Annotated in this window: 17 protein-coding genes and 1 pseudogene; 11 read left to right on the top strand and 7 right to left on the bottom strand. The window is 31.4% G+C overall.

The annotated features are described in order from the left end of the window. Positions 1-5: 5 nt before the first annotated feature. From nrfA to JL193_RS07950, 9 genes are all read left to right on the top strand, one after another. Entirely contained in the window at positions 6-1,505 is a 1,500-nt protein-coding gene (nrfA, locus tag JL193_RS07990) for an ammonia-forming cytochrome c nitrite reductase (protein WP_207973275.1), read from the top strand. An 84-nt stretch (positions 1,506-1,589) separates the two neighbouring features. Continuing rightward, entirely contained in the window at positions 1,590-3,350 is a 1,761-nt protein-coding gene (locus tag JL193_RS07985) for a cytochrome c biogenesis ResB family protein (protein ID WP_207973274.1), read from the top strand. Positions 3,351-3,379: 29 nt separating this feature from the next. After that, entirely contained in the window at positions 3,380-4,711 is a 1,332-nt protein-coding gene (locus JL193_RS07980; RefSeq protein ID WP_207973273.1) for a cytochrome c biogenesis protein, read from the top strand. A gap of 106 nt (positions 4,712-4,817) precedes the next feature. Further along, positions 4,818-10,361 (top strand): alpha-2-macroglobulin family protein, encoded by a 5,544-nt coding sequence (locus JL193_RS07975; RefSeq protein ID WP_207973272.1) that lies wholly within the window; start codon positions 4,818-4,820, stop codon positions 10,359-10,361. Positions 10,362-10,546: 185 nt separating this feature from the next. Then, on the top strand, positions 10,547-12,916 hold the full coding sequence (pbpC, locus tag JL193_RS07970; protein WP_207973271.1) for a penicillin-binding protein 1C: 2,370 nt from the start codon (positions 10,547-10,549) through the stop codon (positions 12,914-12,916). A gap of 118 nt (positions 12,917-13,034) precedes the next feature. After that, a complete protein-coding gene (locus JL193_RS07965; RefSeq protein WP_207973270.1) occupies positions 13,035-13,214 on the top strand; it encodes a hypothetical protein in 180 nt (59 codons plus the stop codon). 145 nt (positions 13,215-13,359) lie between these two features. Beyond that, positions 13,360-14,199, top strand: a complete 840-nt coding sequence (locus JL193_RS07960; RefSeq protein WP_207973269.1) for an MBL fold metallo-hydrolase — start codon at positions 13,360-13,362, stop codon at positions 14,197-14,199. Between the two features lie 15 nt (positions 14,200-14,214). After that, entirely contained in the window at positions 14,215-15,930 is a 1,716-nt protein-coding gene (locus JL193_RS07955) for a S8 family serine peptidase (protein ID WP_207973268.1), read from the top strand. A 63-nt stretch (positions 15,931-15,993) separates the two neighbouring features. Then, complete coding sequence (locus JL193_RS07950) at positions 15,994-17,832, top strand: M1 family metallopeptidase (protein ID WP_207973267.1); 1,839 nt, start codon at positions 15,994-15,996, stop codon at positions 17,830-17,832. Between the two features lie 233 nt (positions 17,833-18,065). Here the strand turns inward: JL193_RS07950 and JL193_RS07945 are convergent, their stop codons facing one another. The 3 genes from JL193_RS07945 to JL193_RS07935 all read right to left on the bottom strand — a co-directional run bounded on the left by JL193_RS07945 (position 18,066) and on the right by JL193_RS07935 (position 20,359). Then, positions 18,066-19,241, bottom strand: a complete 1,176-nt coding sequence (locus JL193_RS07945) for a FecR domain-containing protein (protein ID WP_207973266.1) — start codon at positions 19,239-19,241, stop codon at positions 18,066-18,068. Beyond that, positions 19,193-19,726, bottom strand: coding sequence for a hypothetical protein (locus JL193_RS07940; protein ID WP_207973265.1), 534 nt, complete (start codon positions 19,724-19,726; stop codon positions 19,193-19,195). The genes JL193_RS07945 and JL193_RS07940 overlap by 49 nt, the downstream gene beginning before the upstream one ends. Before the next feature lie 99 nt (positions 19,727-19,825). Then, the gene (locus tag JL193_RS07935; RefSeq protein WP_207973264.1) at positions 19,826-20,359 is read right to left on the bottom strand and encodes an RNA polymerase sigma-70 factor; all 534 of its coding nucleotides are present in this window, start codon (positions 20,357-20,359) and stop codon (positions 19,826-19,828) included. Between the two features lie 252 nt (positions 20,360-20,611). Between JL193_RS07935 and JL193_RS17160 the strand changes: the two are divergent. Next, positions 20,612-21,122, top strand: a pseudogene (locus JL193_RS17160) (transposase). A gap of 213 nt (positions 21,123-21,335) precedes the next feature. Here JL193_RS17160 and JL193_RS07925 read toward each other — a convergent pair. The 4 genes from JL193_RS07925 to JL193_RS07910 form a co-directional block, all read right to left on the bottom strand. Then, positions 21,336-22,001 carry a LysE family translocator gene (locus tag JL193_RS07925; RefSeq protein ID WP_207973263.1) on the bottom strand — a complete coding sequence of 222 codons (666 nt, stop codon included), beginning with the start codon at positions 21,999-22,001 and terminating at the stop codon, positions 21,336-21,338. Between the two features lie 135 nt (positions 22,002-22,136). After that, positions 22,137-22,631: a hypothetical protein gene (locus JL193_RS07920; RefSeq protein ID WP_207973262.1), complete on the bottom strand. Its 495-nt coding sequence runs from the start codon at positions 22,629-22,631 to the stop codon at positions 22,137-22,139. A 185-nt stretch (positions 22,632-22,816) separates the two neighbouring features. After that, entirely contained in the window at positions 22,817-23,863 is a 1,047-nt protein-coding gene (locus JL193_RS07915; RefSeq protein WP_207973261.1) for a ferredoxin--NADP reductase, read from the bottom strand. A 107-nt stretch (positions 23,864-23,970) separates the two neighbouring features. After that, positions 23,971-24,960, bottom strand: a complete 990-nt coding sequence (locus JL193_RS07910; RefSeq protein WP_207973260.1) for an aspartate-semialdehyde dehydrogenase — start codon at positions 24,958-24,960, stop codon at positions 23,971-23,973. A 415-nt stretch (positions 24,961-25,375) separates the two neighbouring features. Here JL193_RS07910 and ruvA point away from each other — a divergent pair, with 415 nt between their 5' ends. Next, positions 25,376-25,957: a Holliday junction branch migration protein RuvA gene (gene ruvA, locus JL193_RS07905; RefSeq protein WP_207973259.1), complete on the top strand. Its 582-nt coding sequence runs from the start codon at positions 25,376-25,378 to the stop codon at positions 25,955-25,957.

Raw genomic sequence — 25,957 nt, 5'->3', positions numbered from 1 at the left:
ATAAGATGAAAAACAAAGTACTATTCGTTATTACAATTGTTGTCGTTTTTCTATTAGGACTTCTAGCATCAAGTATTGTAAACAGAAAATCTGAAGCAAAATATAAATATGTTCCACAGGTAAATATTTCTGAAAATGAACCACGAAATGAAGTTTGGGGGCAAAATTTCCCATTAGAATATCAATCTTCGCTTCAAACTTTAGACACTACTTTTAGCTCTTTTCAAGGAGGTTCCGAAATGCGCGATGTTTTAGAAGAAGATCCTAATTTAGTAATTCTCTTTGCGGGTTATGGTTTTTCTAAAGATTACAACCAAGGAAGAGGGCATGCTTATGCGATAGAAGATATTCAAAATACATTAAGAACTGGTGGTCCAAAAGGAAAAGGAGATGGGCCAATGCCAGCCACTTGTTGGACCTGTAAAAGTCCAGATGTACCACGTTTAATGAACGAAATTGGGGTTGCCGAATTTTATAAGGGAAAATGGGCAGACAAAGGTTCGGAAGTTGTAAATAATATTGGTTGTGCAGATTGCCACAATCCAAAAACAATGAAACTTACCATTACAAGACCTGCTTTAGTTGAGGCCTTTGATGCCATGGGTAAAGATATTAACAAAGCAACACACAACGAAATGCGTTCTTTAGTTTGTGCACAATGCCACGTAGAATATTATTTTGATAAAAATAAACCAGGAAAAGAAGGAATTGCTTATTTAACATTTCCGTGGAAAGATGGAATGTCGGTTGAAGCTATGGAAAATTATTACGATAATTTAAAATTTAAAGATTGGACACACAAAATTAGTAGAGCACCAATGTTAAAAGCACAGCACCCAGGTTACGAAACTTTTGTAACAGGAGTCCATGCAGATAGAGGAGTTTCTTGTGCAGATTGTCATATGCCTTACAAGAGCGAAGGTGGGCAAAAATTTACAGATCACCATATTCAATCGCCTTTAAATAATACTTCTAATGCTTGCCAGGTTTGTCATAGAGAAGATTCTAAAAAGCTAATTGCAAACGTGTATGAAAGACAAAGCAAAGCAAAAGAAAACAGACTAAAATTAGAAGATTTATTAGTAAGAGCACATTTAGAAGCTAAAAAATGTTGGGATTTAGGTGCAACAGAAACACAAATGAAAGACATCTTAACAGACATTCGTCATGCACAATGGCGTTGGGATTATGCTGCAGCATCTCATGGAGCATCTTTTCATTCGCCAGTTGAAACAGCAAGAGTTATTGGTAGTGGTTTGGTAAAAGCACAAGAGGCAAGAGTAAAACTAGCTAGATTATTAGCAACACTTGGTTTTAACAAACCAATAGATATGCCAGATATTTCAACAAAAGAATTGGCACAAAAATATATTGGCTTAGATATCGAAAAATTAAAAGCAGAAAAAGAAACTTTTAAAAAGAACCTGCTGCCAAAATGGTTAGAGGAAGCAAAAAAAAGAGAAGATAAAATGGACATTAAAACAACTGCTTCCTTAGAAAAATAATACTTAAAAATAGTTTATAAAATAAAGATGTCTTTTTCTATTGTGCAAAAGACATCTTATTTTTTTAATCAAATACAAATTCAGATGAACAAACTATATCGTTTCTTATCTTCCTCTAAATTAGCCTTATTATTACTACTCGTTTTTGCGATTTCTATGGCTGTTGCCACATTTGTAGAAAACGATTATGGAATTACCACTGCTTGGAAATTAATTTACAATGCTTGGTGGTTCGAAATGGTAATGTTAGGTTTGGCAATTAGCTTTCTTTTAAACATTTCTAAATATAAATTACTTCGTAAAGAAAAATGGCCGATTTTACTTTTTCACGTTTCTTTTATCATTATTTTATTAGGAGCAGCAATTACCAGATATACTTCAGATAGCGGAATAATGCGAATTCGAGAAGGCGCCTCTTCTAATGTTGTAATTTCTAGTGATAATTATTTACACGTTCATTTAACCGACGGAAAAACAAATAAATCAATAAAAAAACAATTGAGTTTTTCTCCAATTAGTAATAATAATTTTTCCATACAAACAAACTTTAATAACAAATCTGTAAAAATTTCTTATGCTAAATTTATTGCAGATGCTGTGCCACAAATTATCGAAGACGAAACAGAAGGAAAACCCATAATACAAATGGTGGTTTCTGCAGGTGGAGGAAGAGAAACCATCTTTTTAGAAAGAGGCGAAGTAGAAGCAATTGGAGCACACAAACATAAAGTTGGTTTCGATTCTAATGAAAAAGGAATTATAAACATTACAGAAGAAAATGGGGGCTTTAAAATCTTTTCTCCAAGAGATTTAAGTGCTTTTGTAATGGCTACAGAAACGGCTAGTACAATTGTAAAAGATTCTTTACAAAGCATTCAATTAAAAACATTGTATAGAGATGGCGATATTTCTTTTGTACCACTTTCTTATCATCCTAAAGGAAAAATTGCTTTAGTGAGTGGTGCCGAAAAAATAAAAGATAACGACGAATTAAAAGACGACGCTTTAGTAGTAAATGTCGATGTTGGCGAAACATCCAAACCTATAAAACTTCTTTACAGGCAAGGCTTTTTACCAACAAAACACGAGCTAAAAATCGACGATATACACCTTACTTTATCTTACGGATCGGAACCTATAATTATTCCTTTTTCTATTCATTTAGACGATTTTCAATTAGAACGTTATCCTGGTTCTACCAGTCCTTCTTCGTACGCGAGTGAAGTGCAAGTTATTGATAATGATAATCGTTTTTCTCAAAGAATTTTTATGAACAATGTACTCGATTACAAAGGATATCGCTTTTTTCAAGCAAGTTACGATACAGACGAATTAGGAACCGTTTTAGCAGTAAATTACGATTGGTTAGGAACCAATGTTACCTATTTAGGCTATCTTTTATTAATCATTGGAATGTTTTTTACCCTATTTTGGAAAGGTTCACGTTTTACAGTGATTAATAAAAAATTGAAAAAGCTTAAAAAAACTGCACCAATATTGCTATTATTCTTGATGTCCACGGTTGCTTTTTCTCAACAAAAATCTCCTGAAATAACAGTCAACACCATCAAACAACAAACTATAGACAAACAACATGCAGATTTATTTGGGCGTTTAATGGTACAAGATTTAGATGGAAGAATTAAGCCGATAAATACATTGGCTTCAGAATTTTTAAGAAAATTAACCAGAAAACCGTATTTCGAATTCTCAAAAGAAGGCCAAACGGTTACGCTAAATGCGAATCAGACTTTTTTAGCGATGCAAGCCGCCGCAAATGTTTGGCAGTATATTCCTTTAATAAAAGTTGATAAACAAAAAGGGGAGAATTATTTTCGACATTAAATATAAGTGAAAACGATTTGGTGGCTTTTGTGAGTTTTTTAGATAAAGACAGAAATTATATTTTAGAAAGCGCTGTAGAAGAAGCAAATAAAAAGAAACCTGCAGAACGAACCGAATTCGACAAAGAGGTTTTAAAGGTCGATGAGCGTTTTAATATTCTTTACAACGTTTTTTCTGGAAATTATTTAAAAATTTTTCCTAATAGTAATGATGAAAATAACAAATGGCATAGTCAAACCCACGATTTTAAAGACTTTCCAGTAGAAGATGGTAATTTTGCAAAAAGTATTATTCCTACTTATTTTAAAGATGTAAACGATAAAAATTGGGTTGCAGCCAGCGAAAAATTAGAATATATTAAGAAATTTCAAGATGTTTTAGGAAAAGAAATTATTCCGAGTAGAAAACGTATTGAAGCAGAGCTTTGGTACAACCAATTAAACTTAAATTTCTGGCTATTTCAAATGCTATTTGTAGTAGGTTTAGTTCTTTTAATCATTTCTATCATTAAAATCTTTGCTCAAAATAAAGTGTTAGAAATTCTTTGGAATTTAAGCATTATTATTACTCTAATTAGTTTTATTTTCTTTACTGGAAACATCATTTTAAGGTGGTATGTATCTGGGCACGCACCTTGGAGTAATGGATACGAAATGCTTGTTTTTGTAGCTTGGGTTTTACTCTTGTGCGGTTTAATTACTTTTCGAAAATCCGATTTTTCGCTACCCTTAGCAACACTTTTTGCAGGCGCATTATTATTTGTAAGTTATTTAGATTGGTTAAGTCCAGAAATTACCAATTTAATGCCTGTGTTAAAATCATTTTGGTTAAAAGTACACGTTGCCACAATTGTAAGTAGTTATGCACCTTTGGCATTGTCTGCAATTTTAGGTTTTATGGCGCTTTTATTAATTATTTTTAGAACGAAAAAAAACAAAGATGTCATTAATATTAGAATTAAAGAACTTACTTACATTAACGAAATTTCGATGGCCATTGGATTGTTCGTACTAACAGTTGGAACATTTTTAGGAGGTGTTTGGGCAAACGAATCTTGGGGACGTTATTGGGCTTGGGACCCCAAAGAAACTTGGGCATTAATTAGTATAATTATTTACGCAATTGTGTTGCATTTACGCTTTGTTCCTGCTTTAAAAAGCAGGTTTGTATTAAATGCAGCAAGTGTGTTTGCATTTGGTTCTATTATTATGACTTCTTTTGGCGTAAACTACTATCTCTCTGGTTTACACAGTTATGCTGCAGGAGATCCGCTGCCAGTTCCAACTTTTATTTATGTGTTAATTGCCATTGTAGTTTCAGTTTCTTTATGGGCTTATTTTAGAAATAAAAAAAACGTTTAGAAAGCGAGTTTTACAAATTCTAAAGGAAATTCTACGAATTCTAATTTATATTAAATTCTTAGGCTTTATCTTATATCTTTGAGATGTAAAATCAAAGACATTTCTTATGAAGCTCAAAAAAATACTTCCATTTATACTTACTTTCTTTTTAGTTTTTTCTTGTAAAAAAGAAGCAATAAAAACCAATAACATCTTTAAATTTAAAGAATACATTAGCTACACAACTTCTGGTGTGGTTTCTGTTACAGAAAAAATAAACATTAACCTTGCAAAAGAGGTAGAAAGTTGGCAAGCAAACCAAGAAATTTCTACAGATATTTTATCGATAAAACCATATGTAAATGGGCAAATTAAAACCGTAAATAAACATGCTTTTGTTTTTATTCCTGATGAAAATTTACAAGCAGATACAGAATATACGGTTACAGTAAAATTGAGTAAAATTTATAAAAATACTGCTAAAAAGTTCGAAGAATATACCTTTCAATTTAAAACCTTAACACCTAATTTTAGCATTCAAACCCACAATTTGCAATCGTATTCTAAAGAATTTCAATATTTAGAAGGAGCTGTAAAATCTGCAGATATTATCTCTTTAGAAAATGCAAAAAAAATAATAAAAGCCTCACAAAATGGAGTTTCAAAAAATATTGTGTGGAACGAATCTGTAAAAAAAGGAAAATATTTTGAGTTTAAAATCGATAGCATCAATCGTTTTGTAGAAGATTCTAAATTAAAAATAAGTTGGAATGGAAAACCCATAAACGCAAATTCTAAAGGAGAAGATGCTATACCAATTGCGGGTAAAAATAACTTTACAGTTGCCAGTATAAATATTGTAAACCAAACAGAGCAATATATTTCTATTAATTTTTCTGATGCACTAAAAAAGCAACAAAATTTTGATGGTTTGGTTACCATTCAAAATGAAAAAAAACCACGTTTTATAGTCAATGGAAACGAATTAAAAGTTTTTTCTAACAATAGATTTGCTGGAAGTGTTTTGGTAAATGTTTTTCAAGGCATTAGAAATTCAGACAATTACCAATTAAAAAAAGCCCACAAAGAAACCGTTACTTTCGAGCAAAAAAAACCAGAAATAAGAACAGTTAGCAATGGATCGATTCTGCCAAATTCTAACAATTTAAAATTTAATTTCGAAGCCATAAATGTAAGACAAGTAGAGGTTCGAGTAATTAAAATTTTCGAAGACAATATCTTACAATTTTTACAAGAAAACAATCTAAATAGTAACAATAGTTATGCAATTAGAAGAGTAGGAAGAAGAATTGCAAAAAAAAACATTACCTTAATTAATCAAGAAGAAAACAATACCCAAAAATGGAAAGCATATAGTGTAGATTTATCAAAATTAATAGAAACAGAACCAGGTGCAATTTACAGAGTAGAGGTAGGTTTTAATAAAAATCAAGCATTTTATAACTGTTTAGAAAATACAAATTCTACTATAGGGGATAAGAAACTAGAAGAAGAATTTAGCGATTTAAACGACATCGAAAACGAAGAAGCAAGAGAAGAATTGTATTGGAACAATCAGTTGTACAACTACAAAAATTACAGTTACAATTGGCGAGAAAGAGAGAATCCATGTAGCGATGCTTATTATAACGAAGATCGAATTATCGCTCAAAATTTGTTGGCTTCCAATTTAGGTATTATCGCCAAAAAAGAAACCAATAATAATTACTTTTTTGCGATTACAGATATTTTAACCACCCAACCAATTGTCGATGCGAAAGTTACATTATTCAACTATCAGCAACAAGAAATACTCTCTACAAGAACAGCTTCAGACGGATTCGTAAATGTAGCATCACCTAAAACAGCTTCATTTGCAGTGGTTTCTAAAGGAAATAATTTTGGGTATGTAAAACTGTTTGACGGAAATTCTTTGTCTTTAAGTAAGTTTAATGTTGCAGGCAGCAAAACCCAAAAAGGGCTAAAAGGATACATTTATGGCGAACGTGGTATTTGGCGACCTGGAGATTCCATTCACTTAACTTTTGTGCTAAATGATGCCGAGAATAAGTTGCCACAAAAACATCCCATAAAATTAGAAGTTACAGACCCAAGTGGAAAATTAATGTACAGAAAAGTAACATCAGAAAATGTAAATAACTTTTACAAATTTACAGTGGTTACATCTTCGGAAGCAAAAACAGGTAATTATGCTGCAAAAATTTCGGTTGGTGGCGCAAAGTTTTACAAGACGCTAAAAGTAGAAACGGTAAAACCAAACCGACTTAAAATTAAAGTAAATTTTGATGAAGAAATTCTAACCAGCGAAAAATCAATCAACGGAACATTAGACGTAAAATGGTTGCATGGAACGCCTGCAAAAAGCTTAAAAGCAGAAGTAAAAGCGAAAATTAGTTCTACGAATTTTAGTTTTAAAAATTATAAAGACTATGTGTTTTTAGACCCTTCTAAAAAGTTTTCTTCCGAAGAAATAAATGTATTTGAAGGAAAGTTAAACGAAAACGGATTTGCAAAAATTAGCAGTAAATTAAAAGTGGGCAAAAACGCTCCAGGAATGTTAAATGTTCAGTTTTTGGTAAGAGCTTTTGAAAACGGGGGAGATTTTTCCATAGATGCTTTCTCTAAAAAATATGCACCTTTTTCTTCGTTTGTAGGTTTAAAATCTCCTGAAGGAAATAGATATGGCTCGTTTTTTACAGATGAAAATCAAACTTTTTCTGTCGTTTCTGTGGACGAAAAAGGAAATCCAATTCAAAGAGATCAAATTGAGGTAGAAGTCTATAAAATCGAATGGCGCTGGTGGTGGAGTTCTTCTGAAGATAATTTATCGAGATACACATCAAGCAGTTATCATAATAAATACAAAACCTTTAAAATTAGTACAAATTCCAAAGGAAAAGGAAGCTTCAATTTAAATATTCCAGACAGCGATAAAGGGCGTTTTTTAATACGAGTAATCGATAAAAAAAGCGGTCACGCAACCGGAAGAACAGCTTATTTTTACAAAAATTGGTGGCAAAACACTACTTCTACCGATAAAGAAGCTGCTAAAATGTTGGTATTTTCTGCAGATAAAGAAAGCTATACCATTGGCGAAACTGCAAAAATTACTTTTCCTTCTGGAAAAGAAGGAAATGCCTTGGTAAGTATCGAAAACGGAACACAAGTTTTGGAAACAAAATGGGTAAAAACAACAAAAGGAACCACTTCTGTAGAAATTCCAATCAACAAAAATATGGCGCCAAATGTATTTGTAAACATCTCGTTATTGCAACCACATCAGGTGTCAGAAAACGATTTGCCTTTGCGTTTGTATGGTGTAATTCCTATTTTGGTAGAAGACAAAAATACCAGATTAGAACCACAAATTTCCATGCCTAATGAACTGCAACCAGAAAAAGAATTTACCGTAAAAGTTTCTGAGAAAAACCAAAACCCAATGACTTATACTTTGGCTGTTGTAGAAGAAGGTTTGTTAGATTTAACACGATTTAAAACGCCAAATGCACATGATGTTTTTTACGCAAAAGAAGCTTTGGGCGTAAAAACATGGGATATTTTTGATGATGTTATAGGCGCCTATTCAGGAAGTATCGACCAAGTTTTTGCAATTGGTGGAGATGGAAGTATTGCCAAAGGAAAAAACCAAAAAGCAAACCGATTTAAGCCTGTTGTAAAATATTTAGGACCATTTGAGTTGGAAAAAGGAGCGACCAAATCACATAAAATTACCTTACCAAATTATATTGGTTCTGTAAGAACAATGGTTATTGCTGGAGATGTAAATAAAGAAGCTTTTGGAAATACAGAAAAAACAGTTCTTGTTAAAAAACCATTAATGGTTTTGGCAACTTTACCAAGAAAACTCTCTCCAAAAGAGAAAGTAACACTACCAATTACCATTTTTACGATGGATAAAAAAGTAAAAAATGTTACGGTTCAAGTAAAAACTTCTAACGGAATTTCTGTAATTGGAAATTCTAAAAAAACATTAAATTTTAATAAACCAGATGAAAAAATGCTGTATTTCGAATTAGATGTTTTAAAAGAAAATGGCGTAAATACAGTTGAAATTATTGCGACTGGCAATGGAGAAAAATCTACCTATAAAGTAGCGATAGATGTGGTAAATCCGAATCCGATTACTTTAAGAGTTATAGATAAAACCGTAAAAGGAAAAGAAACACAAAAATTTACTTTTAATACTTTTGGAGTGGAAGGGTCTAACAGTGCAATTTTAGAGTTATCTACCATTCCGTCGATTAATTTTACAGGCAGATTGCAATATTTAATTCGCTATCCTCATGGATGTTTAGAGCAAACGACGTCTAGCGTTTTTCCACAATTATTTTTGAACGACCTTTTCGATTTAACTCAAAATAAGAAACAAGAAATTCAAAATAATATAGAAAAAGGAATCAAAAGATTAAGCCATTTTCAGCAAGCAAATGGAGGCATGAGTTATTGGATAGGAGAAAATTATGCGAACGATTGGGGCACAAGTTATGCTGGTCATTTTCTGTTAGAAGCAGAAAAAAAAGGATTTGTTTTACCCTTAACCTTTAAAAGTAATTTTATAAAATACCAGAAAAATGCGGCAAGAAATTGGCGCCCAAATTACGAGAATTACCAAACAGGTTTAGCGCAAGCCTACAGATTATATACACTAGCTTTGGCAGGAAGCCCAGATTTATCTGCGATGAATAGGTTGCGAGAATTCAAACAAATTTCTAACGAAGCAAAATGGCGATTGGCAGCAGCTTATGCTTTGGTTGGGCAAAAAGAAGCCAGCGAAGAAATTATGCAAAAAGCCAATTTAAATTTCGAAGGTTACAATTATTATACCTACGGTTCTGTAATAAGAAACCAAGCAATGGCATTAGAAACGATGGTTTTAACAAACCATAACAAAGTAAAAGATTTAGCAAAATCAATCTCAAAAAAATTATCAAGTAACCAATGGATGAGCACACAATCTACCGCATACAGTTTGTTGGCGATTGGAAAAATGGTGGTTAAAAATGGCGGAAAATCCATTAAGGTAAACTATACAAATAAAGGAAAAACAACGACTGTAAATACGCAAAATTCTTTTATTCAAAGACCCATAACTGTAAATGAAGGCGAAAATTTCATCAGCATAAAAAATAATGATAATAATGTTGTTTTTGCACGAATTATCAATTCAGGGAAATTGCCTTTAGGAAAAGAAATCGAAGAAAAAAGCGGATTGAGTGTTTCTGTAATTTATAAAAATTTAAAAGGAGAAACAATCGACATTAATAATTTAAAACAAGGTCAGGATTTTGTGGCAGAAATTTTGGTAAGCAATCCCCAAAACGAAACCGTAAAAGACATTGCTTTAACCCAAATTTTTCCATCAGGATGGGAAATTGTAAACACGCGATTTACCGATTTTGGTTCAACCACCAAAAGCGAAGCACGTTATACAGATATTAGAGACGACCGTGTAAATTTCTATTTCGATTTGTATAAAAATCGAAAAAAACCAGAAACCAAAACCTTTAAAGTATTGCTAAATGCTGCGTATTTAGGAAACTATTACTTACCAGGAATTCAGGTAGAAGCAATGTACGATAACGATTATTTGGTAAGAACAAAAGGGCGTTGGGTAGAAGTGGTAAAGTAGGGAAGATGTTTTATTCTGAGATATTTGATCTTGCAAAATTATTCTATCCTGCAAGGTCTCAAAGACATTCCTGCAAAGTCTTAAAGACCTTGTAGGTATAACTCAAAATACCTAAGGTTGCTAAAACCTTTCAGGAAACAAAATACCTACAAGGTTTTAGAAACCTTGCAGGAGAATACACAAATATGAAAAAAATAAACAATAACAAAGGGTTTAAACCCCTTATTGCAAAGCACAAAAAGAAAACAATACTCTTTGTTATTCTGTTGCTTTTCTATGTTTTTTGTTTACCAAAAGAGTTGTTTACAAAACCAACATCAACTGTAATTACGAGTAAAAACAATCAATTATTGGGTGCTTTAATAGCAGAAGATGGTCAATGGCGATTTCCAAAAAACGATTCTGTTCCACAGAAATTTAAAACCTGTTTAATTCAGTTTGAAGACGAATATTTTTACAAGCATCCTGGTTTTAATCCGATTTCGATATTGAAAGCTTTAAAACAGAATATACAAGCAGGAAGTGTAAAAAGAGGAGGCAGTACCATTACGCAACAAGTTATTCGATTGAGTAGAGACAATAGAAACAGAACCTATTTCGAAAAGTTGAAAGAACTTATTTTGGCAACACGTTTAGAAATAAGAGCAAGCAAAGAAGAAATTATTGCTTTTTGGAGTTCAAACGCACCTTTTGGAGGAAATGTTGTGGGTTTAGATGCTGCTTCTTGGCGGTATTTTAATAGAAAATCTACAGATTTATCTTGGGCAGAATCTGCAACTTTAGCAGTGTTGCCAAATGCACCTAACTTAATTTATCCAGGAAAAAATCAGCATAAATTATTAACCAAAAGAAATCGATTGTTAAAGAAGTTACTCGTAAAAAAAATTATCGATTCTTTAACGTACGAATTGTCAATTCTCGAAGAATTGCCTCAAAAAGCGTATCCAATTCCGCAAATAGCACCACATTTGTTGCAAAAAATCAATCAAACAAATAAAGGTAGGTTTGTAAAAACAACAATCAATCAAAAATTACAAAATCAGGCAAATGAAATTGTAAAAAATCATTACAATGTTTTAAGTAAAAACGGAGTTTATAATATTGCTATTTTGGTGTTAGATGTAAAAACAAGACAAGTTTTAGCTTATGTTGGCAATTCGCCAACAGACAAAAAACACCAAAAAGACGTAGATATTATCGATAAGCCCAGAAGTACAGGAAGTGTTTTAAAACCTTTTTTATATGCAGCGATGTTAGACTCTGGAGAACTGTTACCCAATACTTTGGTAGCAGATATTCCAACGCATTTTGGAAGTTACACACCAGAAAATTTCGATAAAAAATACGCTGGCGCAGTTTCAGCAAAAATGGCATTATCGAGATCTTTAAATGTGCCAACAGTTAGAATGTTACAGCATTTTGGATTGGAAAAATTTCATCATTATTTACAGCAACTAAAGTTAAAAGACCTTCGAAACAATGCCAATTATTATGGCTTAACGTTGGCTTTGGGTGGTGCAGAAAGTAATTTGTGGGATTTATGCAAAAGCTACGCTTCTTTAGCTTCTACAGTAAATCATTACAACCAAAACTCTAGCAGATATTTTACAAACGAATTTTTAGAGCCTACTTTTTTTGCTGATAAGACTGTCGATTTCGGAGAAAAAATACCCGAAAAAATAATTTTTGATGCAGCTTCCATTTACTTAACTTTCGAAAGTTTAAAAGAGGTTAACAGACCAAATTCCGAAGAAAACTGGGAGTTTTTCGATTCATCTAAACAAATTGCATGGAAAACAGGCACAAGTTTTGGTTTTAGAGACGCATGGGCAATTGGCACAACCAAAGATTTTGTGGTGGGCGTTTGGGTAGGAAATGCAGATGGAGAAGGAAGACCAGGTTTGGTGGGTGTACAGACAGCAGCGCCGATTTTGTTCGATATTTTCGATAAATTGCCCAATTCTAACTGGTTCGAAAAACCTTTTGATGAAATGACCGAAGTTGCAATTTGTGCCAAAAGTGGCTACAGAGCAACCGAGATTTGTGAAGAAAAAAAACAAGAATTTATTCAAAATTCAGGATTAAAAACAGCTCCTTGTCCATATCATATACTTATAAATGTAGGTAATTCAGAAAATTATCAAGTAAATACCTCTTGTGAGAATTTGAGCCACATACAACAAAAATCTTGGTTTGTGTTACCACCTTTAATGGAGTATTATTACAAAGAAAATAATCCGTTTTACAAACCCTTACCAAAATTTAGAAACGATTGTTTGGGCGAAACAAAAAACACGATGAAGTTTATATATCCCACAGAAAAAAGTAGCATTTTTTTACCTAAAAATTTCGATGGAAAAAAGAACGAACTTATTTTAAAAGTAGCACACTCTAACAAAGAAGCAATGTTGTTTTGGTATGTAAATAGCGAGTTTATAACTTCAACAAAAGAGATTCATAATGTAGCCATTAAATATAAAGTAGGAACTTACACCATTTCTGTAACCGACAATTTAGGAAATGAAATACAGCAAGAAATAATTATAAAAGAGTAAATGGTTTAAAGTTAGCAAATGGCCTTTTAACGAAATAAGAAGACCATTTATCGAAAAATAAAATTTTTAATTTTAGTCTCTAGTACTTTTGGTACACCAATCTTTAAAGCTACAAACCATGTTTTTACAAATTTTACCACCAGATTCTATTGCAACAACAGAAAACTTTTTAGATATTCAATTAATATTGGTAATTGCAGGGCTTGCACTAAGTGTTTTTTTGATTTTAAAACTATCGAAATTTTTAAGTAAGATTAAAATTAGTAAAACCACAAAAAAACCTAGTTATACATCTTAAAGTATTAGATATTTCTTAACAGAAAATCATTAAATTTTCTTCATCTTTGTAGGTCGCAAATTTTAAGAGTTTGTGTTTTACGATTTTATAGATCATTAAATTTTTATTTTTATAAATAATTTTTAATGATTTTTAGTTTTATAGTATGAAGATTTATCCCATAGAAACAGGAAATTTTAAGTTAGATGGAGGCGCCATGTTTGGCGTCGTTCCAAAAACAATTTGGCAAAAAACGAATCCTGCAGATGCCAACAATTTAATAGACATGAGTATGCGTTGCATGCTTATTGAAGATAAAAATCGATTAATTTTAATCGACACAGGTTTGGGTTCGAAACAATCAGATAAATTTTTTGGATACTATTACCTGTTTGGCGATTTTTCTTTAGAAACGTCTTTAGCAAAACTTGGGTTTCATAAAGACGATATTACAGATGTTTTTCTAACCCATTTGCACTTCGATCATTGTGGAGGAGTTATCGAAAGAAACAAAGACGGTTTGTTAATTCCGGCTTTTAAAAATGCGAAAGTTTGGTCTAATGATAAGCATTGGAAATGGGCAACAGAACCAAACCCAAGAGAAAAAGCGTCGTTTTTAAAAGAAAATATTAATCCTATAAAAGAAAACGGACAATTACATTTTATTCACAGAAATGCAAAAGATCAAATAGGTTTCGATGTTTTGTTTATGGACGGTCATACAGAAAAACAAATGTTGCCAAAACTAACCTACAAAGGCAAAACCATTGTTTTTATGGCAGATTTATTACCAACAACTGGGCACATTCCTTTGCCTTATGTAATGGGGTATGATACCAGACCTTTGCTAACCCTTAAAGAAAAAGAAGTTTTTTTAAAGGAAGCTGCAGACAATAATTACTTCCTTTTTTTAGAACACGATGCACACAACGAAATTTGTACTGTACAGCATACAGAAAAAGGTGTACGATTAAAAAACACACATAAATTTACAGATATATTTTAATTATAGACAAGAGAGATGAGAGTACTAAAACCAATTATTTTTACAGCTGCAGCTGGTATTTTTTTAGCAAGTTGTAAAACTTCAGTAACCACAATTCCTGTTCCTAGTGGAACAAATAATGGTATTAATATTCCTGCGAAAAAAGCAGCATTATTAGAACCTGAAAGACAAACGTGGAGTCACTTAGATTTGTTAACAGATTCTATTCCTGGAATGAGTATCGACAAAGCGTACCAATTTATTCAAAATAAAAAAGGAGTTCCTGTAATTGTTGCCATTGCAGATTCTGGTGTAGATGTAGAACACGAAGATCTAAAAGATGTGGTTTGGACAAACCCAAAAGAAATTGCTGGAAACCATAAAGATGATGACAAGAATGGTTTTACAGACGATATACATGGTTGGAATTTCTTAGGTAGCAAAGATGGTAGAATTGTAAATGCAGACCAGTTAGAACTAACAAGAATTGTTAAAAACGGAATGGATAAATTCGGCAATAAAAAAGCTTCTGAAATTGCAGAAGAAGATAAAGCAGAATTTGAACAATATTTAAAACTAAAAGAAAAATACACAAAATCTGTTGAAGCTCACAAGAAAGAATTAATCAATTTAGCACAAACAGCAGAACGTATCAATCAAATAGAACAAAACTTTAAAGATGTTAAAGCTTTTCTTGGAAAAGATAATTATACAATAGACGATTTAAAGAATGCAAAACCTACAGATCCAAAACTAGCTGCAAAAATTGCAGACATTACCAACCTTTTAAGTAGAGGTGCTACCGAAAAAGAATTGCTAAACTATAAAAAGCAATTAATGGACTATAAAAAAGGAAAAGAAGCCTCTAAAAGCTACGATTTAGACTTTAACGCTCGTCAATCTATGGGAGACGATTTAAACGATATTACAGATACAAATTATGGAAACAACAACGTAATTGGGTCTAAAGAATTAGAAAGCCATGGAACACATGTTGCAGGTATTGTTGCAGCTTCTAGAAACAACAACAAAGGTGTAAATGGAGTTGCCAATAATGTAAAAATTATGGCTGTAAGAGTTGTTCCAGATGGAGATGAGCACGATAAAGATGTTGCTTTAGGAATTAGATATGCAGTAGATAATGGCGCAAAAGTAATTAATACAAGTTTCGGAAAACCATATTCGCCTCACAAACAATGGGTTTATGATGCGATTAAATACGCAGCAAAAAACGATGTTTTAATCGTAAACGCGGCTGGAAACGATGGTAATAATATCGATGAAATAAGAACATACCCAAACGATTCCGACGATTTAATTAACGAAATTTCAGACAATGTACTAACCGTTGGTGCAATGAGTTTAAATTATAACGAAAACTTACCAGCCTCTTTTTCTAATTACGGAAAAAAGAATGTAGATGTTTTTGCTCCAGGAGTAGATATTTATGCGACAATGCCAGCAGATAAATACGCATTTAATAGTGGAACTTCTATGGCAGCGCCTTCTGCAGCAGGTGTTGCAGCTTTGGTTCGTTCTTATTACCCACAACTATCTGCAAGCCAAGTAAAACATATTTTAATGAACTCTGGAATTAAAATTAATTTCGATGTTATCAAACCAGGATCTCAATCAAGAGAAAAACCAGATGGCGAGAAAGTACCGTTTTCAGAACTATCGGTTTCTGGTAGAATTGTAAACGCTTACAATGCTTTAAAAATGGCAGATAGAATTGTAAACGGAAAGAAATAATTAGAAAACAGCGATAATTACATCGCTGTTTTTTATTTTTATAGCAAACTAAATAATTTACATATGAAAAAATTACTCTTTTTATGGAGCTTCTTACTGTTGTTAACCTCTTGTGCAAACTCTAAAGAAGTGCATAATACTAAAGATAAAAACAGTGCAAAGTTTACCACATATTGGCAACAGCATATAGATTATAAGATGGATATTGATATGGACGTAAACAACTATCAATACAAAGGAATACAAAAAGCTGTTTATACAAATAATTCTCCAGACGAATTAGACAAAGTATATTACCACTTGTATTTTAATGCATTTCAACCAGGCTCTCAAATGGATGTAAGATCTTTAAACATTAAAGACCCAGATGGAAGAGTAAGAGATAGAATTAGCAAGTTGCAACCTAATGAAATTGGTTATATAAAAGTAAATTCTTTAAAACAAAATGGGGCTGCAGTTTCTTATAAAACTGTGGGTACAATTTTAGAAGTAACCCTAAATAAACCTATTAAATCTGGAGAAAGTGTAACTTTCGATATGGATTTCGAGGCACAAGTTCCTGTTCAAATTAGGCGTTCTGGAAGAAATAATAAAGAAGGTGTTGCTTTATCGATGTCTCAATGGTATCCAAAAATGGCAGAATACGATTTTGAAGGTTGGCATACACCACCTTATATTGCTCGCGAGTTTCATGGAGTTTGGGGAAATTTTGATGTAAAATTAACGATTGATAGAAATTATGTGGTTGGTGGAACAGGATATTTACAAAATCCGCAAGAAATTGGTCATGGTTATGAAGATACATCGAAACCTTTAAATGTACCAAATACAAACAAATTAACATGGCATTTTAAAGCACCCAACGTACACGATTTTATGTGGGCTGCAGATCCAGATTATAATCACGATATTTTAAAAATGCCAGTTGGTATCGATTTACATTTCTTATACAAAAAAACCTTAGATGCAGAATATTTAAAAAACTGGAAAGATTTGCAAGAACCAACAGCCGAATTAATGGCGTATTTTAGCAAACATATTGGCAAATATCCATACAAACAATACTCTGTAATACAAGGTGGAGATGGTGGAATGGAATATGCAATGTCCACATTAATTACAGGCGAAAGAAAATTTGGAAGTCTTTTTGGCGTAACTGCACATGAAATGGCACATACTTGGTTTCAGTTTTTATTAGCCTCTAACGAAAGTGAGCATCCATGGATGGACGAAGGTTTTACAAGCTATATTTCTGCCAAAGCCACTCACGAAATTTTAAAGAAAGGTAAAGGAAACCCAAATGCGGGTCCTTACAGAGGTTACAACTACGTAGTAAATAACAATATCGAAGAACCACTTACAACACATGCAGATAGATACAATTTAAACACAGCTTACAGTGTTGCTAGTTATGTAAAAGGAAGTATGTTCTTGTCTCAATTAGAGTATATAATTGGTGAAGAAAATGTTGCAAAAGGTCTAAAAAAATACTTTAACGATTTTAGTTTTAAGCACCCAACACCAAATGATGTAAAACGTTCTATGGAAAAAGTTTCAGGAATTCACTTAGGCTGGTATTTAAACGAATGGACACAAACGATTCACACAATCGATTACGGAATTAAATCTGTAGATGGAAAAACAATAACTTTAGAAAGAATTGGAAAAATGCCAATGCCTATAGATTTAGAAGTTATTTATACAGATGGTTCTAAAGAAAATTTTAACATTCCTTTACGTATGATGAGAGGTCATAAACCAACAACAGCAACAGTTTTAGATGCTTGGGGTTGGGCAATGCCAACGTACTCTTTAACAACTTCTAAAACAGTAAAATCTGTAGAAATAGATAAAAGTAAATTAATGGCAGATATTAATTTAGAGAACAACGTTTACAAATAGCCTAAGATTTTTTTATAACATTTTAATTAAAGCCCTCACAGATATTTAAAATTTGTAAGTTTTTTGTTTGTTAGGCATCTTCCGAAAACATAAAACCCTTGTAAAATCAAGGGTTTTGTTGTAAATTGTAGTAGAGGTCAGTATTAAAAATCTTTAAATTATAAGATTTATATACGGTTACATTATTTGCAATTGATAAATTAATTATGCTTATTTGTAATTTAAATCTGCTATTAATTATGTAGTTCTTTTTTTCTTAAATACTCCAATAGCATTTTGGGTCTATCTGTACAAATTAAATCTGCTCCTAAATCAATGACTTTTCCCCAATTAGCTTCTGGATTATTTACAGCTGCATCATCTGTATAGCCAGCACAAGTGTTACCCCAAAGTGTTGTAAGCATAATTTTTTTGTTTTTACTCTTTATTTTTTGAATGAATGGTTTTGCGTAACTTACTTCAGCACTATCCACCGAACAAATAAATATCCGAGCATCTGATTTTAAAAACGGAAACACATAATTTTTAAACTTTGCTGTATCTCGATTTACTTTTGCACGGGGCATATAATTACGATCCTTTAACATTGTGCCATATCGTGATTTTATTGTGGAGTAATTATGTTTGCCTTCAAAAAATATTTGATTTTGCATATTTAATTTTTGCACTATAAACATAACCTCCGGAACATACTCATAGCCTTTATCTAAAAAAACAAGAATCTTATCTTTACACAACTTGAGCACTTTTTCTAATGTAGGTATTTTGTGTTTGGTTGGCATACCATATTGTACTCCGTAGTACTTCTTCAGTTCGTTTAGTACATTTGCGAGAGGTTCTTTTCCAAAATTGGCATTAAATTTCTTTTGGGATAATGTTTTGTTTTTGTTTACTATGTTAACATTGTAATGTCTTTCTAATTTTTTAAGGATGTTTTCAAAAGTCATATTTCTAAAAACCAATTTACCGTTTACCCAAGAGGTATAAGTACTTGTAATAACCTTATTTTTAGTTATGCCATGATTTTGTTTATTAAAACGCCCTTTAAAACCCGGTTCTAAAAGCACAGAGGCTTCTTTATTGAATTTTTCTTTTTTACCATACATGGCCACAGAACCTTCGACAAGAACAATTTCAGAAACGTTATCTTCTGGATATGCCGAAACATTAAATTGTGTTCCCAAAACACGAACGTTTAAATCATTCAAACTTACAATAAATGGGTGCAAAGAATCTTTAGTTACATTTACATAAGCTTCGCCTGTAATGGAAACTTGCCTGTTTTTTCCTTCAATAAACTCCACAGGGTATGTTATTGAAGAGCCTGCATTTAAATGAACTACTGTTCCATCAGATAATCTTAATTCAAAAGTTTTTCCATAAGGCACATTAAGTGTATTATATGCCAACTCCTTTTGAGATCTCCCTTTTTATATATAAGTTGTTTTCCTTCTTGCTTTCCTAAAACTTTTTTGTTTTTACCTAAAATTATAAGTGTTCCCTCTTCATCAATAATTTTCTTGGTTCCATCTTGCAACTCAAGCGTTACAACATTATCTGGAATGATGAATTCTTTAGTTCTTGATTGATTTATATAAATAAAATAACTTGAGGTTAGAAGAATCAAGAAAACAGCGGCATATTTTAAAACAGAAACATAATGTCTTGACTTAACTGATTTTGGTTTGATGTGTTTAGATTTAAAAACCTGATAAGATTTGTTAACGGAAACTTCTTTAGATGTATTTTCAAAAGTATTTATTATAAACTCAGTCTTAATTTGGTTAAAATAAGACGTGTTTTCTTTGGATTGAAGAATCCACTCTTCTACCCATTTTGTTTCCTCTGGTGAAGACGTTCCTTTAAGGTATTTATGTAGTAATTGCTTGTTCATGAAATCGGTATATAAATAAAGACGATTCAAGAACAATTTATACCTAGTCGCTTATAAAAAAGATTAAAAATACAGTGATAAAATCCTTTAGATGAAGCCTCATAAGCCTAATTCCATTCGATAAAGGTTATCTACCGTTTTTTTTGAAATAGAATAAATCTCTGCTATTTCTTTACTTTTACGCCCATTAACCCGACTTTCAATAAATATTTTTTTGCATTTTTCGGGAAGCTTGTCAATAGCCTCAACTATTCTTTTTTGAAGTTCATTTTCCAAAAGTAAAGCAGCTGTAGAATCTTTAATATATTGAGTTTGAATAATTGATTTCTTATCCTCAACATATTTTAACTTCACTTTTTTATGCTTGATAATGTCTAGGCAGTGGTTTTTAGTAAGGGTAAACAAATAGGCATTTATATTTATTATCTCTTTAATGTTATCCATTTGCACCCAGAGTTTTAAAAAAACATTCTGAATAACACCTTCTGCTTCTTCTTTAGACCTCAAATAGCTTATGGCTATATGCAGGAGTTTATTGTAATAAAGTTTGTAGATAACCTCAAAAGCATACCTATGCCCTTTATCTAAAAGAACATTAAAATCTTCTTTGGTAATATCTTCTTTCTTTAACAAATTATTGTTTGGTTTAGCTTTAAAATTGTTTCTTTAGATGAGATGAAGAATTTTAGACAAACATAATAGCAAAATTAAAACTTAAAAAACCTTATCTTTTAATTAATTGTTATCAAATTATCAATTCAACCACCATTAAATTTACTAAAAACCTGAGTTCGACGCAAGAAATCCTATTTTTTTATTTTAAAAAAAGTAGAAAATTAGTATATTTAAGTATTGTATATCAATTATTTAACTAATTTTCTACTTATGATTTCCATAGATAAAATTACTACAATTTTTTTTGATATTGACGATTTTTGTTAAGTTTTTGAGCCTGCTTTTCAAAAAAGAACGATTTCAGACGGAAAAAAGAAAAGAAATCGTTCTTTTAAAATGTTAACAAGTGAAGTATTAACCATATACTGTTCTTTTTCATACCAGTAATATTAGAACATTCAAACATTTTTACCTTTTCTATGTTCAAAAGCATTCAACTGATGAAGGGCATATTTCAAAAGAAATCACTCAATTACTTTTTGAAGATGGACTGCATTTAGTTACCGGGATGAAAAATAATATAAAAAATGTGCTAATGACAATGCGTGACAAAATATTACTGCGCAAAAGATTAATTATAGAAACAATTAATGACCAACTTAAAAATATCGCCCAAGCTGAACATTCTAGACATAGAAGTTTTGGTAATTTTATCACAAATTTAGTAGCTAGTCTTATTGCTTATTCTTTTCAAGAAAAGAAACCATCTATTAAATTTTAAACAAAAAGTACAGCGCAATTAGCTCTGTTTTGCTAAATCCTTAGATCGAACTCAGGTTAATATTTAAATATGCTATTTTTTCCATATGTAAATAATTATTTAGATGAAAAATTTCTCGATCGATTTTTTAATTTTGAATATAATGAGGTCTTTACAGCAATAGCAATTAAAGTGTTTTTTTATTTAGGAAGCTATTATATTTATACATTAAAATTAGTGCAAAAACTCATCAATTCTTTCGTTCGGAATAAACCCTTTTAGCATTAATAAAAAACCAAAAACAATTAAAAGAATGCCCATAATTTTTTTTACTTTGTAAACAACTAAAGGTGTCATTTTACTTTTTAGTTGTTTTGCCAAAAGAATTTTACCAATATCTGTAACAAAATATCCCAGTAAAATAACGCCAAAATAAGAAAAAATAGCATTTTGGTCCATATCTAAAGTAGGCCCAATAACCAAGACAGTTCCTAACCAGAAAGCCAAAACACCAATATTTATAAAGTTTAAGAAAAAACCTTTTATAAATAGCTTTACATAGTTGTTTTTTATGGGTACATCTACCATTTTAGAGGTTTCAATTGCTTCTTTTTTGTTAGATTTATCTAAATAAGTAATCAGCCCATAAATGATTAAAACCAAACCGCCAATAAAAAATAAACGAGGGTCGTCTTTTATTTTTTCTAATAAAGATCTACTGCCATAATAAGCAATTAAAATAAAAGAAACATCACCTAAAAGAACGCCTAAATCGAAAGCAATTGCGGCTCTTGCACCTTTTAAAATACTAGTTTGAATGAGCATAAAAAAAACAGGTCCAATCATAAAAGCCATGAAAAAACCTATTAAAAAAGCATTTTTAAAATCGTAAAAATCCATAGTTTACAAAAATACGGAATTTTATATACGATTAAAATCTATTTCTTTTTTTTGATTTGGTATTTAGAATTGAATCTAGATGTAAAAAATAAATATGTTATTGTGGAAGTGGGATGTGAATTATTTATTAACTTTTTAAGAAATCCATCTACTAATTATTTTGTTAAACTTCCACTCACCGTTTATTTTTTGATACTTACAAGTGTAGCCACCTCCACTTAAATATATTTTCTTTGAATGTTTGCTTACTTTCCAAGTATTATTAATTTTAATGGTTGCAGTTTCTTTTTCAATTTTTATCATACTAAAAGAAAGAAATAGAAAATCTTCCCGAGTTTTGTCTGCAATTTTTTGTAATTCCGATTTAGATTTAAGGCAAAAAGCTACATTTCCTATTTCATTTGGAATTTCATCTAATTTTAAATATTTATAATCCTTCTTTGAATTTATTTCATAAGCATTCTTTACCGAATCAAATTTAGATAGAACTAAAGTTTCGTTTAGTTGAAATCGATTTAGTACATATATTCTATTTTTTTTCCAAATAGATTGGTATTCTTGTATATCTTTTTCAACTACAACTGCTCTTTGAAGTGATTTGTAAACCAATTCTTTTAAATCAGAATCCATTTTGTATTTCACATTATTGCAATTAAAGCGTTTATCTTTTATGTATAATGGTCGTGAACAGCTTGTTAGAATTATTGTTAAGAGAAGTATTATTTTTTTCATATTCTAAAATCTGAGGCTATTCCTTTATATTTTTTAGTATTCAACCAAAATAATTGTCCAATTCAAAAAACAGTAAAAACGTTTTAAACATCATCAAAATCAATTGTAATTTTTGCAGTTGTTGGGTGTGCTTGGCAAGCTAAAATAAAACCTTCTTCAATTTCACCGTCCGTTAAAATAGAATTTTTAACCATTACCGCTTTTCCCTCGGTAACTTTACACATACAAGAACTACAAACACCACCTTGGCAAGAGTAAGGTGCATCTAAATTGTTACGCAAACTGGCCGCCAAAATATCGTCTGTTTGTTGCATTGTAAAAGTAGTTTCTTCATCATCTAACAGCACTGTAATTTCTGTAGTTCCTTCTTTTACTTCAGATAGAGCTTCTTTATCTTCGGAAGTTGTAAACAATTCAAAATAAATATTTTCTTTCGAGATATTGTTGTTTTCTAAAGTTTTAGAAACCTCATGAATCATTTCTTCTGGTCCGCATAAAAAAGCAGCATCAAAAGAAGTTTCTTTGTATCTATTTTTAACGAAATAATTTGTTACGCTTTTGTCGATTCTACCTCTTAATTGATTTTTTACTTCTTCTCTACTGAAAATATAATGCAGTTTAAATCTGTTAGAAAACGATTCTTTTAGGGCGTTTAATTCATCATAAAAAATAGTGTCTGCAACTGTTTTGTTTCCGTAAACCAATGTAAAGTTAGAAGTTGGTGCTGTTTCTAAAACTGTTTTTACCATAGACAAGATAGGAGTAATACCAGAGCCAGCAGCAAATGCGATGTAATTTTTATTTGCAGCTGTATTTAACAAAAAGCGCCCTTCTGGTTCAGAAATTTCGAGAACATCACCTGCTTTTAAATGAGTGGTTGCGAAAACAGAAAATGTTCCATTTTCAACGGCTTTAATGGCAACTCTAATTTCGCCACTATTTGGCGTAGAACAAATGGAATATGCTCTTCGAATTTCTTCGCCATTAATTTGTGTTTGAAGCGTTATATATTGCCCAGCAGTAAAATGAAAGGCTGATTTTAAATTTTCGGGAATCTCAAATACAACAGAAACCGCATTTGCGGTTTCGTGTTTTATTTCTTGTATGTTTACTTTGTGAAATGTTGCCATTTTGTGTTTTTAAAAAATTAATTCTTAAGATTTCTCCACAAGATCGAAAATGACAAATTATAGTGTTATTTCGAGCGAAACGAAGTGAAGTTGAGAAATCTTTTAAATTAAACCAAATTATTTTCTACCAAATATTCAGCTATTTGAACTGTGTTTGTAGCAGCACCTTTTCGTAAGTTATCTGCAACAATCCACAAATTTAAGGTATTTTCTTGAGATTCGTCTCTTCGAATTCGTCCAACAAACACTTCATCTTTATCGTGCGCATTAATTGGCATTGGATATACGTTATTCGCCAAATCGTCTTGTACAACAACACCTGGAGTTTCATTTAAAATTTTGCGAACTTCATTTAAATCGAAATCATTTTCAAACTGAACATTTACAGCTTCAGAATGCCCGCCAGCAGTAGGAATTCTAACTGCAGTTGCAGTTACAGAAAAAGAATCGTCACGTAAAATTTTCTTTGGTTCTTTTACCAATTTCATTTCTTCTTTTGTGTAGCCATTTTCTAAAAAAATATCGCAATGTGGCAATGCATTTCTACCAATTTTGTGTGGGTACGCCATTTCGCCGTCAACACCAGCTTCTTCATTATCTAATTGTTGAACTGCTTTTACCCCAGTTCCAGAAACAGATTGATAGGTAGAAATAACCACACGTTTCATCTTATATTTATCATGTAAAGGTGCCAAAGCCATTACTAATTGAATGGTAGAACAATTTGGGTTTGCAATAATTTTATCATCTGCAGTTAAAACATCGCCATTAATTTCGGGAACCACTAATTTTTTTGTGGGATCCATTCTCCAAGCAGAAGAATTATCGATAACAGTAGTGCCAACTTCTGCAAATTTTGGTGCCCATTGCAAAGAAGTCTCGCCACCAGCAGAAAATAAAGCCACATCTGGTTTCATGTTTACGGCATCTTGTAAAGTTACAACCGTATATTCTTTACCATTGTACGATAATTTTTTTCCGGCAGATTTTTCTGAAGCTACAGGAATTAATTCTGTGATTGGTAAATTACGTTCTTCTAAAACCTTTAACATTACTGTGCCAACCATTCCAGTTGCGCCAACTACAGCTATTTTCATTTTTTTTAAATTTAAATTCTTGCTTTCGCAAAAAAGACAGTTTATTTGTTTTTTCTTGAAAAATTTTAAAAAGAATTTTTCACTACGCAAAGATGCTAACAAAATAAATTCTAACCATTCTTTTTATAAATATTTACCGAAATATTTTGTATTGTTTAATTTTTAACAAATTGATATAAAATTATTAAATTAGTGCTTTGTTTTCTGTAGGTTTATTGCTTTAAATAAGGATTATAGAAAAATTTGAAGGGCAAGATATGCTAAACTTTCTCGAAGAATTACCCAATAACAAAGCTTCTTTTGACGATTTTTATGTTAGAATTCTTTGTTCTTAATTTAAATCCATTATTTTTTTTATCAATAGTATATAACAACAAATATAAAATAGTACTTTAGAAGCCTGAATTTTAAGTTTATGATTACACAAGTTAGAGGAAGATTGGTTGAGAAAAGTCCGACAGAAGTTGTTGTCGATTGCAATGGTGTTGGGTATTTGTTGCATATTTCTTTAAATACCTTTTCTAGTTTGCCAGAAAACGAAAACGTTGTTTTATACACACATTTGTCTATTAGAGAAGATGCGCACACGTTGTTTGGTTTTATCAGTAAAAAAGAAAGAGAGGTTTTTAAATTGTTAATTTCTGTTTCTGGTGTTGGGCCAAGTATTGCTAGAACCATGTGTTCTTCGATGACTTCAGAAGAAATACAAAACGCAATTGCATCCGAAAATGTAGCTTTAATTCAATCTGTAAAAGGCATTGGTGCAAAAACAGCACAAAGAGTTATAGTAGATTTAAAAGATAAAATCTTAAAGACCTTTCATATGGATGAAGTTTCTCTTTCTGTAAGCAATACAAATAAAGATGAAGCGTTATCTGCTTTAGAAGTTCTAGGTTTTAACAGAAAACAGTCAGACAAATTGGTGTCTGCTATTTTAAAGGAAAATTCAGATGCTTCTGTAGAGCAAATCATAAAATTAGCCTTAAAAAGTTTATAA

Origin of the sequence: Polaribacter batillariae (assembly GCF_017498485.1) — a bacterium.
Classification (GTDB): Bacteria; Bacteroidota; Bacteroidia; order Flavobacteriales; family Flavobacteriaceae; genus Polaribacter; species Polaribacter batillariae.
The sequence above is the reverse complement of the archived record's forward strand: the minus strand, read 5'-3'. Positions and strand labels throughout refer to the sequence as shown.

Coding starts and splice junctions, on each gene's coding strand:
- nrfA (WP_207973275.1), top strand. CDS start 6: ATGAAAAACAAAGTACTATTCGTTATTACAATTGTTGTCGTTTTTCTA.
- JL193_RS07985 (WP_207973274.1), top strand. CDS start 1,590: ATGAACAAACTATATCGTTTCTTATCTTCCTCTAAATTAGCCTTATTA.
- JL193_RS07975 (WP_207973272.1), top strand. CDS start 4,818: ATGAAGCTCAAAAAAATACTTCCATTTATACTTACTTTCTTTTTAGTT.
- pbpC (WP_207973271.1), top strand. CDS start 10,547: ATGAAAAAAATAAACAATAACAAAGGGTTTAAACCCCTTATTGCAAAG.
- JL193_RS07965 (WP_207973270.1), top strand. CDS start 13,035: ATGTTTTTACAAATTTTACCACCAGATTCTATTGCAACAACAGAAAAC.
- JL193_RS07960 (WP_207973269.1), top strand. CDS start 13,360: ATGAAGATTTATCCCATAGAAACAGGAAATTTTAAGTTAGATGGAGGC.
- JL193_RS07955 (WP_207973268.1), top strand. CDS start 14,215: ATGAGAGTACTAAAACCAATTATTTTTACAGCTGCAGCTGGTATTTTT.
- JL193_RS07950 (WP_207973267.1), top strand. CDS start 15,994: ATGAAAAAATTACTCTTTTTATGGAGCTTCTTACTGTTGTTAACCTCT.
- JL193_RS07940 (WP_207973265.1), bottom strand. CDS start 19,726: ATGAACAAGCAATTACTACATAAATACCTTAAAGGAACGTCTTCACCA.
- JL193_RS07925 (WP_207973263.1), bottom strand. CDS start 22,001: ATGGATTTTTACGATTTTAAAAATGCTTTTTTAATAGGTTTTTTCATG.
- JL193_RS07920 (WP_207973262.1), bottom strand. CDS start 22,631: ATGGATTCTGATTTAAAAGAATTGGTTTACAAATCACTTCAAAGAGCA.
- JL193_RS07915 (WP_207973261.1), bottom strand. CDS start 23,863: ATGGCAACATTTCACAAAGTAAACATACAAGAAATAAAACACGAAACC.
- JL193_RS07910 (WP_207973260.1), bottom strand. CDS start 24,960: ATGAAAATAGCTGTAGTTGGCGCAACTGGAATGGTTGGCACAGTAATG.
- ruvA (WP_207973259.1), top strand. CDS start 25,376: ATGATTACACAAGTTAGAGGAAGATTGGTTGAGAAAAGTCCGACAGAA.